At 51.1% G+C, this 14,223-nt stretch carries 15 protein-coding genes and 2 pseudogenes; 10 read left to right on the top strand and 7 right to left on the bottom strand.

What is annotated here, in order from left to right; genetic code table 11:
* The 3 genes and pseudogenes from MVG27_RS00085 to MVG27_RS00075 form a co-directional block, all read left to right on the top strand.
* Positions 1-388 (top strand): annotated as a pseudogene (locus MVG27_RS00085) (tyrosine--tRNA ligase); the annotation flags it as partial.
* Positions 389-415: 27 nt separating this feature from the next.
* Positions 416-892 carry an Lrp/AsnC family transcriptional regulator gene (locus tag MVG27_RS00080; RefSeq protein ID WP_297551138.1) on the top strand — a complete coding sequence of 159 codons (477 nt, stop codon included), beginning with the start codon at positions 416-418 and terminating at the stop codon, positions 890-892.
* Positions 893-928: 36 nt separating this feature from the next.
* Positions 929-3,559, top strand: a complete 2,631-nt coding sequence (locus MVG27_RS00075) for a DEAD/DEAH box helicase (protein WP_366078636.1) — start codon at positions 929-931, stop codon at positions 3,557-3,559.
* Here the strand turns inward: MVG27_RS00075 and MVG27_RS00070 are convergent.
* Positions 3,483-4,160: pseudogene (locus MVG27_RS00070) on the bottom strand (DUF63 family protein); the annotation flags it as partial. The gene MVG27_RS00075 and the pseudogene MVG27_RS00070 sit on opposite strands and share 77 nt — an antisense overlap.
* A 145-nt stretch (positions 4,161-4,305) precedes the next feature.
* On the opposite strand from MVG27_RS00070, the gene MVG27_RS00065 reads away from it, so the two are divergent.
* Together MVG27_RS00065 and MVG27_RS00060 are read left to right on the top strand one after the other, a co-directional pair.
* Entirely contained in the window at positions 4,306-4,716 is a 411-nt protein-coding gene (locus tag MVG27_RS00065) for a hypothetical protein (protein WP_297551136.1), read from the top strand.
* A gap of 38 nt (positions 4,717-4,754) precedes the next feature.
* Positions 4,755-5,393, top strand: coding sequence for a hypothetical protein (locus MVG27_RS00060; RefSeq protein WP_297551134.1), 639 nt, complete (start codon positions 4,755-4,757; stop codon positions 5,391-5,393).
* Here the strand turns inward: MVG27_RS00060 and MVG27_RS00055 are convergent.
* The gene (locus tag MVG27_RS00055) at positions 5,377-6,141 is read right to left on the bottom strand and encodes an energy-coupling factor transporter transmembrane component T (protein ID WP_297551132.1); all 765 of its coding nucleotides are present in this window, start codon (positions 6,139-6,141) and stop codon (positions 5,377-5,379) included. The genes MVG27_RS00060 and MVG27_RS00055 overlap by 17 nt on opposite strands.
* Complete coding sequence (locus MVG27_RS00050; RefSeq protein WP_297551129.1) at positions 6,119-6,916, bottom strand: ABC transporter ATP-binding protein; 798 nt, start codon at positions 6,914-6,916, stop codon at positions 6,119-6,121. Before MVG27_RS00050 ends, MVG27_RS00055 begins: the two co-directional genes overlap by 23 nt.
* A gap of 52 nt (positions 6,917-6,968) precedes the next feature.
* Between MVG27_RS00050 and MVG27_RS00045 the strand changes: the two genes are divergently transcribed.
* Entirely contained in the window at positions 6,969-7,487 is a 519-nt protein-coding gene (locus tag MVG27_RS00045) for a biotin transporter BioY (RefSeq protein WP_297551128.1), read from the top strand.
* Here the strand turns inward: MVG27_RS00045 and MVG27_RS00040 are convergent.
* Positions 7,462-8,070 (bottom strand): molybdenum cofactor guanylyltransferase, encoded by a 609-nt coding sequence (locus MVG27_RS00040; protein ID WP_297551126.1) that lies wholly within the window; start codon positions 8,068-8,070, stop codon positions 7,462-7,464. The two genes, MVG27_RS00045 and MVG27_RS00040, sit on opposite strands and share 26 nt — an antisense overlap.
* Positions 8,071-8,165: 95 nt before the next feature.
* On the opposite strand from MVG27_RS00040, the gene MVG27_RS00035 reads away from it, so the two are divergent.
* Positions 8,166-8,627: a DUF1931 family protein gene (locus MVG27_RS00035; RefSeq protein ID WP_297466593.1), complete on the top strand. Its 462-nt coding sequence runs from the start codon at positions 8,166-8,168 to the stop codon at positions 8,625-8,627.
* Here MVG27_RS00035 and MVG27_RS00030 read toward each other — a convergent pair.
* Positions 8,615-9,760: a hypothetical protein gene (locus MVG27_RS00030; RefSeq protein ID WP_297550922.1), complete on the bottom strand. Its 1,146-nt coding sequence runs from the start codon at positions 9,758-9,760 to the stop codon at positions 8,615-8,617. The two genes, MVG27_RS00035 and MVG27_RS00030, sit on opposite strands and share 13 nt — an antisense overlap.
* 60 nt (positions 9,761-9,820) lie before the next feature.
* On the opposite strand from MVG27_RS00030, the gene MVG27_RS00025 reads away from it, so the two are divergent.
* From MVG27_RS00025 to MVG27_RS00015, 3 genes are read left to right on the top strand one after another with little or no spacing between them, the layout of a single operon-like run.
* Positions 9,821-11,035 carry a hypothetical protein gene (locus MVG27_RS00025; protein WP_297550920.1) on the top strand — a complete coding sequence of 405 codons (1,215 nt, stop codon included), beginning with the start codon at positions 9,821-9,823 and terminating at the stop codon, positions 11,033-11,035.
* A gap of 35 nt (positions 11,036-11,070) precedes the next feature.
* Positions 11,071-12,198: a hypothetical protein gene (locus MVG27_RS00020; protein WP_297550918.1), complete on the top strand. Its 1,128-nt coding sequence runs from the start codon at positions 11,071-11,073 to the stop codon at positions 12,196-12,198.
* Entirely contained in the window at positions 12,195-13,361 is a 1,167-nt protein-coding gene (locus MVG27_RS00015; RefSeq protein WP_297550916.1) for a hypothetical protein, read from the top strand. Before MVG27_RS00020 ends, MVG27_RS00015 begins: the two co-directional genes overlap by 4 nt.
* 18 nt (positions 13,362-13,379) lie before the next feature.
* Here MVG27_RS00015 and MVG27_RS00010 read toward each other — a convergent pair whose 3' ends face one another.
* Positions 13,380-13,523, bottom strand: coding sequence for a hypothetical protein (locus tag MVG27_RS00010; RefSeq protein ID WP_297555766.1), 144 nt, complete (start codon positions 13,521-13,523; stop codon positions 13,380-13,382).
* A 188-nt stretch (positions 13,524-13,711) separates the two neighbouring features.
* Positions 13,712-14,223, bottom strand: a 512-nt coding sequence (locus MVG27_RS00005; protein WP_297555764.1) for a multidrug transporter, incomplete at its 5' end; no start/stop codon positions are given.

The following is a 14,223-nucleotide window of genomic DNA, read 5'->3' as shown; positions in this document are numbered from 1 at the left end:
GACCCAGATGAAGATGAGCAAGAGCAAGCCCTACTCAGCTGTGTTCATCCACGATTCGCCAGAGGAGATAAAGCAAAAGCTCAGGAAGGCCTTCTGTCCGGCAAAGGAGGTCAAATACAACCCCGTCCTGGACTGGGCCGAATACATAATCTTCCGCGAGGAGCCGACTGAATTTACCATACACCGTCCGGCCAAGTTCGGTGGGGACGTCACCTACACGACCTTCGAGGAGCTCAAGAGGGACTTCGCCGAAGGAAAGCTCCACCCGCTCGATTTGAAGAACGCGGTTGCTGAGTACCTCATCGAGTTGCTCAAACCCGTCAGAGAGTACTTCGAGAAACACCCAGAACCGCTTGAGCTGATGAACCAGGTAAAGATTACCCGCTGACTTTTTCCTTTCCTTTGCGGTGATAATATGCCCGGAATTGACGAAAAGGACAGGAAAATTCTGAGGATTTTGAGAAAAAATGGCAGGGTTACCCTGACCGAACTGGGAAAGCTCGTTAATCTATCCCCCGCCAGCGTGAAGAGCAGGGTCGAAAAGCTTGAAAAGCTTGGAGCAATCAAGGGTTACTCCGCGATTATAGACCCATCTTTCCTAGAAAACTTTGTCAGGGCTTTAATCCTCATGAGGCTCAAGGAGATTGACCCATACACAAGAGGCCTTCTAAAGGAAGTTGCATCGCTAGAGAACGTCGAGTTCCTCTACATAAAAACCGGGGATTACAACGTCGTCATCAAGGCCGAATTCAGGGACATGGAGGAATTGAGGAAGTTCTTGGAAAATCTGAAAAAGACCTTTGGGGTAAATGCTTTGACGATAGAGGCCAACCTCGTCGTGGAAGAGCTCAAGGACTGCTGGCTCGCCGATGAGGACGCCTCCCGACTCTGAGCTGTGATGAATGGACGGCTGGCCGAGGCGGTGAAGATGCTCTTCGTTATAAGACCCGGCAGGAAGAAGAACGAGCTCGAGGCATTTTTCATCGAGAAGGAACCCGAGAAGCTTTCTCAGATGCAGGGACTTAAGGTCGATGGAGTTTACCGCTTCATAATGCGCGAGGGCAGGCTCTTCAAGGTCCTTGAGGGGAGCCAGTACAGGAACCCCAAGGAGATAGAGAAGCTTCTCCGTCAGGCGAGAATAGTTTTGGTCAACGCCGACGATTGGGAGGACTACTTCAGGCGGAGGCTTCAAAACAAGAGGGTTGAGAAGGCCGAGCTGTGCCGTCTCTGCCTCCTCGAAGGCAGGATAACGGTTCTAACTCCCGGCAACAGGATAAAATACCGCAACGAGTACATCTGCGAGCGCTGTGCAGAGGACGAGCTTAAGAGGGAGCTCCGCTTTAGGTTTAACAGCATAGCTATGTTCGAGCAGGCGAAGAAGCTCCTGAAAAGGTTTAGGGACCTCGATAAGGTCCTATATGCCTTTGACCCCCGTTTCGACCCAACGAGACATCCCGAAGTAACGAAGTGGGACGAACTGAAGGCAAAGCGCGTGAAGGTTGAGAAGATTAAGGTTGATGAGCTCTCACTGCCAGAGAAGTTTAAGGAAGTCCTGAAAAAGGAGGGCGTTAAGGAACTCCTCCCGGTTCAGAGTTTGGCCGTGAAAAACGGCCTCCTCGAGGGGGAAAACCTTCTCGTCGTCTCGGCAACCGCCAGCGGGAAGACCCTCATCGGCGAGTTGGCTGGAATTCCGAAGGCAATGGAAGGCAAAAAGATGCTCTTTCTCGTTCCGCTCGTGGCTTTAGCTAATCAGAAGTACGAGGACTTTAAACGGCGCTATTCGAAGCTTGGCCTCCGCGTAGCTATTCGCGTTGGAATGAGCCGTATAAAGACGAAGGACGAGCTTGTGGTCGTTGATACCGGAATAGACGCCGAGGTTATAGTGGGAACCTACGAGGGGATAGACTATCTCCTCAGGGCTGGAAGGAAGATCGGCAACGTCGGGACGATTGTTGTCGATGAGATTCACACCCTTGACGATGAGGAGCGCGGGCCGAGGCTGGATGGCTTAATCGCGAGGCTGAGGAGGCTTTATCCAAAGGTCCAGTTCATAGGGTTAAGCGCAACCGTCGGAAACCCGGAGGAGCTTGCGAAAGAACTCGGCCTAAAGCTTGTCCTCTACGACGAGAGGCCCGTGGATTTGGAGAGGCACATAATCATCGTCCGCAATGAATCGGAAAAGTGGAGGCACATTGCGAACCTCTGTAAGGCGGAAGCCATGAGGAAGTCGAAACAGGGCTACAAGGGCCAGACGATAGTCTTCACATTCTCGCGCAAGAGAACCCACGAGCTTTCCGCATATTTAACGAGCAAGGGCCTCAAAGCTAAGCCCTACCACTCCGGTTTGCCCTACAAACAGAGGAAGCTTACCGAGATGGAGTTTCTGGCTCAGAGGCTCGACGTGGTGGTCACTACCGCGGCACTCGGGGCCGGTGTTGATTTTCCGGCTTCGCAGGTCATCTTCGAGAGCCTCGCGATGGGCAACAAGTGGCTCAGCGTCAGGGAATTCCACCAGATGCTTGGAAGGGCCGGCAGACCGCTATACCACGAGAAGGGCAAAGTTTACCTAATCGTCGAACCCGGCAGGAAGTACTCTGCCCAAATGGAGGGAACGGAGGAAGAGGTGGCCTTCAAGCTTTTGACGGCTCCTATAGAGCCCGTTACCGTTGAGTGGAGCGACGAGCTTGAGCAGGACAACGTCTTAGCTCACTCCTGCGTCTTCAACAGGCTCGACGTCATCGAGGAAGTTCAGGCGAGATGCCTCGGGGCTAACCAGAGCGCTGAGAAGGTCCTTGAGAAGCTGGAGGAGTTCGAGCTCGTAAAGCTCAGGGGCTCTTTGGTCGAGGTCACCCCCTATGGAAGAGCTGTGAGTATGAGCTTCCTCCTGCCGAAGGAGGCCGAGTTTATAAGGAAGAACCTGAGGGAAAAACCAATCCGCTGGATTGCCCTCAAACTGCTCCCCTTCGAGAACCTCTATTTGAGCGGGACGCTCCAGAGAGAACTTGAAAGCGCTGTGAGGGGGAGGATAAGCTCCAACGTTTTTTCCTCCAGCTTCGCCTCGATTCTGGAAGAGCTCGACAAGGTTATCCCGGAGCTGAGCCCGAACGCGGCCGAGAGGCTCTTCACAATCTACCAGGAGTTCTTCATGTGCGGTGAAGAGGACTGCACCGAATACGCGATGGAGCGCGTTGGGAACCTTATTATAGAACTCCGCAGGAGCGGGAAGCACCCGACCCAGATAGCGGAGCATTTCAGGAAGGTTTACGGGCTGATAGTCTATCCCGGTGACGTTTTCACGTGGCTCGACGGAGTGGTGAGAAAGTTTGAGGCCATAGAGAGAATCGCGAGGGTCTTCCGCGTGAGGAAGGCCGAGGAAGAAGCGAAAACGCTGAGGAGGGAAATAGAGGAAGGCAAAACTCTCACACCTGAAGGACCATCTGGGCCGGGTCGCGTATCGCCGGGCCGAGGCCGAGGACGTAGATTGCCAGATACCAGAACTTCCTCTCCTCTTCGTCGGGAACGAGCTTCTGGAGGGCGTAGTAGACGACGACAAGGATAAGGGTTATCCACGGGTAGTAGATGTAGGCCCCGAACCACTGGACGAGGTGGCTCTCAACCCAGTGAACCTCGTGGTAGTGGTAGAAGTGGATTCCAACCACCGTTGAGGCTATGTCAAAGTAGTGGGCCAGCACGGGATACAGGTAGAGCCTGTCGAAGGGCTTCCACTTATAGAACGCCAGAACTACCGCCCAGCTTATAGCCGTGTGGATAAGGGTCAGCTCGTAGGGGCGCCAGTTTTTCGCGTGCGTAACCAAGAGGTAGTTCGCCCAGAGTGCCAGAATGGTTCCCCAAGCTATCGTTATCTTAGGATACGTCTTCAGCTTTGCATCGGCAACGATTGCTGGGACTATCAGGGCAAAGGCCGTGAAAAAGATTCCCGGTGTCAAAATCAGGGGGTTCTCCGGCAATACCCCACCGTCCACGAGGGCCCTGACCGTTGCTCCAAAGACGACCATCGGCGTTACTGCCCAGAAGAGCCTCTCGTCAACCTTTATTTTCAGTGGCTTGATGATGTAGCGATAGGAATAGATGACTCCCAAACCAAACAGCAGTGCGTAGACGAAGGTATTAACCGCGTTGTAGCCACTCCTCGTGAACATCGGCTCCCAGAAGTAGTTGTAGAAGAAGTCCCACAGAGCCTTTTCAATGCTCATTCTAACCACCGGCTCCCGTTGGAGTTGAACCTTATAGGCCTTTTGGGACAAGTTATTAAACAACCTCGCCGTAAATAGGTCGGGTGATACGGTGTACGGGCATGCCGGGATGGTGCCTCTCACGGGGTTTGGAGTAGCCACGCTGATAGGCTTTCTCTTCGCGCTATTCATAGCGGGGCTAGTGCTGGCCTTCAGCGCGAAGCTTGTCGGGATAAAGGACGCCTCGGTTATCGGCGCGATGGTTGCAATCGTCGGCGGTGGACTCCTCGGGCTAATCGTTGGTGGAATAGTGTCGCTGGTCTTTTCGGTGATGGGGCCGTTTGGCATCTCCCTCGGCTGGCTGGCCTTCATAGTAACCTACGTGTGGGTCATCAAGGTCGTCTTCCACACGGACTGGATTAGGGCGTTCCTGGCGTGGCTGATAGCGATTGTGGTTGAGCTAATCATCGCCGGAATCCTCGGACTGATGGGAATTGCAACCCTTGGAATGTTCCATCCATGAGCGGAAAGGATAAATAGGACTTCCGCGAAGGGTTCACGATGCCGGGCTTTTTCCAACCAGTCGAGGAAATCAGCGGGATAAAACCCTTCGAGGGGTTTCCCCTTGAGTTCAGTCAGGCCTCACTCTCGGCCCTTGTCTCCACCGATGAGTTAGCCGGCTCGCTTTTCGTTCACACCCTTCTGGGCGAGGCCCTTCGCGGTGGGAAAGCCTATCACGTCGGACCGAAGAGGACCTTTTCGCCGGGAGTTCTCAAGGCCCTCGAAGTCGAGCCATCAAACCTACTCTCGGCAAACGTTTACAGCGGTGATGAACTCCTGCAGGCCCTTGAGTACGTTGAAGAGGGTTCTCTCGTCCTTGTTTCCCAGTTTTCAGCCCTCAAAGATGTTTCCCGTGAAACTATTCTTGAGCTCAGAAGGAAAACAGATGAGATGATGCTCACCCTGGTTCTCCACCACGAGACTCTAACCCTCAACGAGCTCGACCTTCCCAGTGAATTCGCGAGGCTGTTCCTCCTCCCCGAGCTCTTCGATGCCCTCCTCGTCCTCAGGACGAGCTCCTACCGGGGACACCACAAGCTGAACGTAACGGTTCTAAAATCCCCTCCAGAGCAGATAGGAAGCCTTGGAGACCACTCGATTCCCGTTGATTCCCTCGTAAAACTCATTGCCGGTAGATGAGCATGTGTCCAAACCCGTGGACAAAACGCAGGTACAGGAGCAGGGCAAAGGCCAAAACAACGGTGGAGAGAACCACATAATCCGTCCCCCTCATTTCAATGTCCCTGTAAAACGTCCTTTTCTTGCCCGCTCCAAAGGCCCTGCTCTCAAGGGCTATGCTGAGCTCGTGGGCGGTTTTGAGGGAGGCAACTATTAGCGGAATCAGGATTGGGACGGTTTTCCTTATTCTGCTCAATATATTGCCCCTATCGAGCTCAAGACCGCGACTCCTCTGGGCGTCCATGATTGTGTTTGCTATGCCGTAGAGCGTTGGAATGTAGCGGAGGGCTATGGTAAGGGTCAGGCCTATCTCGTAGGGAACGCCGAGCTTCACAAAGCCGAGCACAAGTTCCCTCTGTCTCGTTGTCATGAGTAGCTGAAACGTTATCAGGCCAAAGCCCAAGAGACGAAGCGAGAACGAAACTCCGAGAAGAAGGCCCACAAGCCTTGGTTTGTAAATCAAGGGCCACAGAAAAAGGGTCAGAATCACCAGAAATGCCAGGGGCTTCAGAAGCCTTAACTGCTCGCCGATTCCAAGCCTTCCGAGGAGCCTTCCCGAGAACAGGATGAGGAAGAACATGGGGACGAGAACCTTGGGGTCATTGAACAGCATGAGGGAAGCTATCCCGAGCAACGTGGCGATTATTTTAACCCTTGGGTCGAGGGAGTGCAGAAAGGACTTCCTCTCAACGTAGAACTGATAAATCACCGCCGACCCTCCCGACAAGTTCCTCGGCACTCCTCACGAAGCTTGTCCCCAGTTTCTCGGCCAGAATCAGAAGCTCCGGCCGTTCCAGGCCGTATCCTTCAACGTCGAGCCTGAAGAACTCCTCAACGGGTCCATCGAAGACCTTCCTTCCCTCGTTGAGGAGAACAACCCGGTCGGCAAGCTCCAGAACCAAATCCATGTCGTGGGTTATCAGGAGGATTCCGTGACCCTTTTCCCTGAGGGACGTAATGACCTCCACAACGCTCCTCTCGGCCTTCAAATCGAGTCCGGTCGTGGGTTCGTCGAGGATTAAATATTTTGGCCTCATAGCTAAGACACAGGCTATTGCCAACCTCTGCTTCTCACCACCGCTGAGGGAGTAGGGGGTTCTTTCCTCAAAACCTTCGAGGTTTACCGCTTTGAGGGCCCACCTAACGCGTTCCTCAACTTCCTCCCTATCGAGCCCAAGGTTCTTTGGCCCGAAGGCAACCTCCTTAAAGACCGTTTCCTCAAAGAACATGTGCTCGGGATTTTGAAAGACGTAGCCAACCTTTCTGCTGAGCTCGGCTACCGTATGTTCCCTCGTGTCGAGCCCATCGACCAGAACCCTGCCTTTTCCCGGCCTGAGCAGGCCGTTGAGGTGCTTCGCCAGTGTCGTCTTTCCGCTCCTGTTCGGGCCAACTAGAGCGAGGATTTCTTCCCCGAGGGTGAGGTCTATCCCCCTAAGGACCTCTCTCTGGCGGTAGGCAAAGTGGAGGTTTTCCACCCTAATCATCACACCTACGGGAACGCTAACTCTTTTAAAGATGAGCCCCAATTTAGCCGACATGAACGCGAGGGAAATATCTCTAACCGCCCTCTTCGTGGCATTAACTGCTGTAAGTGCCCAGATTGAAATACCCCTAGGGCCCGTTCCCTTCACGTTGCAGGTCCTCATGGTTCTCCTGTCGGGTCTTCTCCTCAGTGCGAGACTCGGGTTTTTGACTCAGGCCATTTATCTCTTAGCTGGTGCGATTGGTTTTCCCATCTTCGCGGGCTTTACTGGTGGTTTTGCCCACCTTTACGGCCCCACCGGTGGCTACCTTCTGGCCTTTCCGCTCGCCTCGTTTATCGCGGGCCTCTTTGCGGAGAGGTTTAAGAATCCATATCTCTGGATTGCGGGCTCTCTGCTGGCCCTTGGCGTCATCTATCTACTCGGCTGGCTGAGGCTCGGCCTCTACCTCGGGGGTAACTTCGCAAAGGCCCTCTACATCGGGGTTCTTCCCTTCGTGCCAGTGGATACGGCAAAGGCCATCCTAGCCGTTGGGATAGCGAGGGCCGTTAAAAGAGCTCTCCCCGAGTTTTGAGCTCCGCCATGGTTTTCTCTGCAAAGGCAATATCGAGGGAACTCTTAACGCGGAAAAAGCTGAGCGTAACCTTCGGGTTTCTTTTTGCGAGCTCCTCTATTGAAACCGCCTCGTAGTCGAGGAACTCAACAACCCTTGAAAAGCTCTTATATCCTTCGGCAAAGGCGGATTCCACTGCATCTCTCAGCGGTTCTGGCTCGTAAACGGCGTGGAAAACTTCTCTGCTCCCGTCGCGCCAGACCGGGATTACGGCCTCAGGTTCGTTCTCGTAGTAGAGTCCGGCCAGATAGTTCACGAGAAATGGCATGAGCAGGGGCATGTTTCCCTCAACCAGAAAGAACGGCTCATCTGGAAGGGCTTTGAGAAGGGCCTCGATTTTGTTTCTCGCCGAAACGGGAATGGGGTTCGAGACGTGGAGCGAGTAAGTTTTCAGCTTATCCCTCCTTACGATTGTTATTGCTCTTTCTATCCTCTTGCCCATCAAAAGCCTCTTTTCGGTGAGCTTTACCACTGGCTTATCATTTACGGGAATCGTGTAGTTCTCCCACCTTTTCTCTGGAAACGCCATGATTACCCCGAGCATGCCCGTCAATTGGGGAGTGCCTTTAAAAAGGGTTCGAAAGTTTTATATACTCTGAGTTACTAAAATTTCCCGGCAAAAACGCGGAGGTGATGGACATGGCCGAGATGATAATACCATACCCACAGCTCCAGAAGATTCTGGAGAGGACCTGTGAGCTTGCTGTCATAAAGCCCCGTGCCGAGGAGATGATGGACATAGTTGAGAAGAAGCTGGCAGACCTCTTCGAGGTTGCCTATGAGAATGCGAAGGCTGAGCGCTCAAGCACGATAAAGATGCGCCACATTCCGATTACCAAGGGCTTCAAGAACAGCCTCAACCTCTTCAGGGCCGTCATTGAGGACGAGAAAGTTCAGATTGAGCCCATCAGGAAGTACGTCCTCAAGAAGATACCGGGCGACATTCCACTTGAGGAAGATGTGGTAAACGAGCTTCCGATTATAGCGGGAACGCTCTTCGTCCTCATCGGAAGGGTCATTAAGGCCCTCCATCCCGAGATTAAGAACGTCTATCCCGAGCACATCGAGGAAGCTAAGAAGGTTCTGGATTACACGCTTTGAACTTCCCTCCCGCTTTTCGCTTTTCTTACGAACCATGTTCCCAAGGCAAGTAAGAGGAGTGTTGCAAAGGACATTATTACGAATCCTTCCCGCCATCCCCCGAGAAGTAAATCAGCCAAACTGGGGTATGAAAGGAACAAGAGGGCAAGGCCGAAGGGAAACGGCTCTATCCTCGGTACTTTACCCCGTTTTTCCTTTTCGCCCAGACTGTCCTTCATAATACCAACCAGAAGAACTACAAGGAAGATTATCCCACCCGTAAGGGCTGAACTACCCTCGGTGTAGCCTCCAAGAACTGCCGTAAAAACTGAAAGTCCGAGAAAAACTAGGACAGCATTGCCCAGGAGTTCTGTAACTTTCTCCGGCTTCTCGGGTGTTGTTCTGTTTACTAGGGATAACCACATCGCCAGCCATGCCAGTTCGATGGAGAGGAGAGTGAAGAGCTGGGCTTTCAAGTTGAGAGTTGTCAGAATTCCGAAAAATGGCACCACAACAACTCCTAACGATGCAAGAATGGCCCACCCAAAGGCTTTTGCCTCGTCTTTCCTATTCACAATCCCCATTAAGAGGGCAAAAATAAACCATACAACAGGCATAACAATGGCTGAAACCGCGAGTAAAACGCTGTACCATTCGAATTTAACTGGTATAACGACATCAACACTGAAAGGAATGTGCTTTGACGTCTTTTCTCTCGTTTCCATCCAAAATTCTCCCGTGCCAACTATCGAGATTTTGCCCTCCTCAATCAGTTTGAGAACATCGGTTATCCCCTTAACTTCGCCCTTCATGGAGAGGTTGTACACAACAACTTCGCCGGGCTTTATCCACCTCTCCGGCAGTTTGAGGAATTGATAACCAAAATCCACACCCCTAGGAATGACGTTCAGCTTTTTCCAGTAAGTGAAAGAGTATTTAATGGTGGTGTTAGTGGGATTAACGAAAGTTACGGCACACCTACCTTCCACAATCACATCAGGACCCGAATATGATGTCCATGTCCCTTTTACTGTGAAATGACCGCAGTTAAGTGAGAGAGTTCGATTGTGAGAAATATCCCCAGCGCTAGCTGTCCGTGAGACTGATAGGAGCACCATCAAAATGATGATTCCAAAGGCCGTTTCTTTTCTCATGACTTCGAGTTTTTGAGATAACTTTAAAAAGTTTTATGAAAGGACTACACAAGGATTAAAATGAGAAAGGGGATTGGGGTAATCCTTGTGGTTCTCCTCTTCATTCCTTCTGTTGCGGGGGTTAGTCTTTCCTGCGACGACCACGTCAGCGCTCCAAACCTCACCTTAAGGTGCACACTTCTTGGAGAGAGTAATGAGAGCGTTAAAGTCTATCTGAAGTCCTTTGACGGGGTTCAGGTTGATTCAGACGTCTGGGTAACAGGATACCCCACAGACCGGAATGAAACGATAACCGGGAACGCTCGGAGGCATTATTTCAGGGTTCCCTTTAACTTCTCAGTTGGTCTAAAGAACGCTATGGAAGTTGTCGCAGATAAAGCGTGGCTGGGGCAGGAGCATTACTGGGTCTTCTATAACAAGAAAAACACCCTGACGTTTGCTATAATCCACAGAAACGGGAAGGTTGAGGAAAAGAGCGTCAACGTTTACATCTCGGGCAGACTTCACTACCCCTGGGAAGACAAGGATGTCCTACATTTTATCCGTGAGATTGGACTAGCCCTTGGTATTGTCCTGGCAATACTCTTTCTCTCAAAGCTGGTAGAACTTCTGAGAACTGAAAGGGCAGAGAACATGGATGAAACCCAAAGGGAAAAGGACAAGCTGAAACCACCCGAACCGTCGAGGTCTTCATTCATAAGTTCGGCCTTTCTCTTTCTGTATTTAGGAATGCTTGTAGCGCCATGGATTTTCTACCTACTGGCCACCCCCGAAAAAATCTTGGGCGATTTCAGGCTGTACCTTCCGACAACCGTGCTGGCAGGTTTAACCCTTGAATGGCTAATCTTCGTCAGGGAAGCGGAAAAAAGCGGGTATCCCTACGTAATCAGGGAAGCGCCAATTACCGGCCTTGAATGGACACCTTTGGCGATGGTTCCTTTTGGTGGATGGCCCACGGTTTTTGGTTTGCTTCTTTTCTTAGCTCTCTTCCTCCCCAACCAGGAACCCGAGCTCAACAGAACGATGAGGAAGCTTGCCCTTCCGGTTTCCCTGGTTGTGGCCCTTACCCTTGTCCTCATCGCGAACGCTGACATAGTTTTTGCCATCGCGTTTTTGGCCCTGGCATTTTTCCACCCCCATTACGTCGTTTTGAAGGTCGAGAGCGCTCCAACGATTGAACAACTGCCCGTAGCCCAGAGAAGTCCTGAAGTGAGGGAACTCCTCGAAAGGTTCGAGAGGGTGATAAGGGATATGGAGAGGGAGGGGAGTGTATGAGGAAGGGCTCTTTAATTTTAGTTCTATTACTTTTGATGACTCTCAGTCCAGTTTCTGGGGCCAAAATAGAGTGCACGGAGAAAGTTCACGTAGAGGACACTATAACCTGCACCGTTTATGGAGAGGAGAACGTTTCGATTAAACTCCTCTCAATTGATGGATATAGAGTCGGCGACTCCTTTCCCGTATTCTACCAAAGCGGAAAGATTCTGTATCCCAACAGCAACGGCTTTTACACTGGAAATGGCTCCTTTGCTGTTGAAATTCCTTCTGGAGAAGCGATTTCCTTTGTGTATAGGAGCTCGAGCTACTGCTGTGAAAAGTGGGTCTTCTACGACAAGTGGCATACCCTAACCTTCCTCGTTAAGGACGGAGCAGGGAGTGAAAGGATAACTGTCCGGGTGTTCATAGATGGGGACGTCCTTTCAACAATATGGCACTCAATAAAACCCGTTCTTCCGCTTATCTTTATCGCTATCATCGTTGCTTTTTACAAAGACCTGCTTGAAATTGCAAGACTAGCAACTGGAAAGGCTCCCAAGACTAAACCCGAAAAAAGAGAAACGCCAAAAGGCCCAAACAGATGGCTCTATGGGCTCACATTGTACGCCATTCTTGTGATTTCTCTTTATTCCTCACTTGTCATACTTTACTTCCTCGGAAGCCCTGAGAACATGGAGGGGGACTTTTCTATCCTCGTTCCCTCGCTGATTGCCACGTTCCTCCTTCTCATGTTTAGGGAAGAGGCCAACATCCTTGAGAAGGTCGGACGAGGCCACACTCTCAAAAAACCCGCTTTAACTGGAGTTGAGATTGTGCCCATATCGCTCATAACTTATAAACATGCTACTTGGCTCGGCTTTTTAGCCTTTTATGTGGCTCTGTTCATGAGCAGGTATGAGCTCCTGAACAGGCTCCTAAGGTTAATTGCCCTTCCCCTTTCCGTCGGATGGGTATTTTACATCCTTAAGTCCGTTAGAGCGGACTCAATATTTGCGGTTTATTTCGCCGGTATAGCCATTCTGTTTCCCCTCTATATCCTGGTTAGGGTTTCCAGAGTTGAAGGTATTCCAGAGGGCTTCTCGGAGGGGGGAACCCGATATATTGAAATCAAACGAGCGATTGAGAGAGCTACGAAGCGAGACTTGGGGGAAGGCCTATGAAAAGACTCCTCTCGGTCTTTTTTATACTCATATTATTGGCTCCAATCGCAAGCGGTGCAACAGTAGACTGTCCTCATAGAATCAACGCAACGGTGAAAGATGTATTTTGCACCCTGAACGCAGGCGAAAATAGAAAGCTCACTGTTTACATCAGCTCAGTCGACGGCGTTGAGCTGAAGCCGGGAGAGGCGCTACTCTACGTGGAATACAATGGCAGAGAGCGAATGGCGTGGTGGGGTGAAAAGCCACTCTGGTTCAAACCACCTGCGAGGATAAAGCTTCCACTCTGGTACGCGCTTTCAAGGATAACTGACGATTACGAGGGGCCTTTTTCACCGGGTCTTAACTGGATGTTCCTTGGAAAAGAGAACGTCTTTACTTTCACCCTGCTCCAAGAAAACGGTAGTAGTGAGAAGGTAGCGGTGAAAATTTTCATCGACGGAAGGCCTCGCTTGGGGGCTATAATCAGAGAGTACCTGGAAAACGTTTCCCTCCTTGCGATGGTTTTCCTCGTTATTGTCGGTGGCATTGCAGTTATTTTGTTCATCCTCAAAAGGAGGGGGGTTGAGCTAAAGTTGTTTGTCATAGCATCTGCAGTTTCAATCGCCGGTTTCTTTGTGGTAATGAGCTACGACATCATCTCGGGCCTTCTCTTCTATTTCCTCGGCTCCGGGGAGCACTTTACAGGGGATATGGCCGTTGGCTGGGGGATAAGCGCTATTCTGGCGATGGTGCTTTTCCATCTATCGGGCGTGCACTCCTACTCTATCGGATATGTTGCCCACAAAAAGTCACTACACGAGCTGAAACGGCTGAAGTTGACCTTCTGCTCTGGCCTAGCATGGTTCCCGTGGGTTTTAACAATGTATCCTCAAAAGGCAGTCAGTGTGGATACGTGGATTTGGCTGATGGCGATCGCGGTGTTTGTTGTTTCTTTTCTGAGCGATTGGATAATAAAAGCCCTTAGAGTGGAGGGCATCTTTGTTCTTAACGTTCTCCTCGCCCTCGCCGTTGGATACTTGTTCAAACCAGACACCGGGGTGCTAATAGCTCTAGTATTTTTCCTAGGGCTTCTCTATCTAGCTCAGAGAAGATGCGTTAAGAAGTTTTACGCTGAAAAGGAGAAGTGGGTAAATGAGATCGGGAGACGAACAAAAAATTGAGAGCTTAACTAAGGGAAATCATTGTTCAAGGAGGTTCAGCCCCCAAACTCTTCCTTTATCCACTCCAAAGTGTCTGTCCTTTGTCATGAGCTTTAAACTCCTGTTGATAGCTACTGCGGCAACCACTGCATCAACCGCCGGAACTGGGGTTCTCCTCTTCACCATAGCCTGCGAAATCTTGATTGCTAGCAGGTAATCTTCCAGAGTCGGGGGTTATCACGGTTAAGCCAAGCTTGAGACCCTTTGGAAACTCAACGATATTGAGAACATTGAGAACTGTTGTATAGCCGTTGGACTCCTCATCTCTCCCTAAGTTCAAATTTAAGGAGCATGAACACTCCAATTACGGATCAAAAAGCCAGGGAAATAAAGGCAAGCTCCGGTGGTTCTCCGCTCATAACGGTTGAAGCGCTCACTGTGGGGATAAGAAGCAGGGGTTTTCTCAGTGGTTCTGGAACCACGCTGAGAGGGTAATACACTGGCGGAAAGACCGTCAGAAGCGTCGTTAAAATCGTTGAGAGCCTCATAACCGTTAGAGGCTCCTTTATCCTCACCCCAAGAAACGTCCCCAGGGAGACGCTCCAGAGCCAGAGGGTCGTTACTGCGAAGAGAATTAGCGGTAAACTCTCAACCCCACCGCTCACGGTGAGGAAAAACGCCAGTACAATGACGTAAGGAAGTGCTGGTAAGCTCATACCGATAGAGACCCCGAGGGTCTTCTCAATTCCGCTCCCCGGGAGGGATGCGAAAATGTCATAGAACTTCGAGCGAACTTTCATGCCAACGAGTTCTATTGAGAGGTCTGCTATTCCGGCTCCGACGATGAAGCTCACCATCGCGCCGGCTATGGCCGAGGAGAGAA

This window comes from Thermococcus sp. (genome assembly GCF_027011145.1).
Lineage (GTDB): Archaea > Methanobacteriota_B > Thermococci > Thermococcales > Thermococcaceae > Thermococcus.
The sequence above is the reverse complement of the archived record's forward strand: the minus strand, read 5'-3'. Positions and strand labels throughout refer to the sequence as shown.

Coding starts and splice junctions, on each gene's coding strand:
- MVG27_RS00080 (WP_297551138.1), top strand. CDS start 416: ATGCCCGGAATTGACGAAAAGGACAGGAAAATTCTGAGGATTTTGAGA.
- MVG27_RS00075 (WP_366078636.1), top strand. CDS start 929: ATGCTCTTCGTTATAAGACCCGGCAGGAAGAAGAACGAGCTCGAGGCA.
- MVG27_RS00060 (WP_297551134.1), top strand. CDS start 4,755: ATGCCGGGCTTTTTCCAACCAGTCGAGGAAATCAGCGGGATAAAACCC.
- MVG27_RS00050 (WP_297551129.1), bottom strand. CDS start 6,916: ATGATTAGGGTGGAAAACCTCCACTTTGCCTACCGCCAGAGAGAGGTC.
- MVG27_RS00045 (WP_297551128.1), top strand. CDS start 6,969: ATGAACGCGAGGGAAATATCTCTAACCGCCCTCTTCGTGGCATTAACT.
- MVG27_RS00040 (WP_297551126.1), bottom strand. CDS start 8,070: ATGCTCGGGGTAATCATGGCGTTTCCAGAGAAAAGGTGGGAGAACTAC.
- MVG27_RS00035 (WP_297466593.1), top strand. CDS start 8,166: ATGGCCGAGATGATAATACCATACCCACAGCTCCAGAAGATTCTGGAG.
- MVG27_RS00030 (WP_297550922.1), bottom strand. CDS start 9,760: ATGAGAAAAGAAACGGCCTTTGGAATCATCATTTTGATGGTGCTCCTA.
- MVG27_RS00025 (WP_297550920.1), top strand. CDS start 9,821: ATGAGAAAGGGGATTGGGGTAATCCTTGTGGTTCTCCTCTTCATTCCT.
- MVG27_RS00020 (WP_297550918.1), top strand. CDS start 11,071: ATGACTCTCAGTCCAGTTTCTGGGGCCAAAATAGAGTGCACGGAGAAA.
- MVG27_RS00015 (WP_297550916.1), top strand. CDS start 12,195: ATGAAAAGACTCCTCTCGGTCTTTTTTATACTCATATTATTGGCTCCA.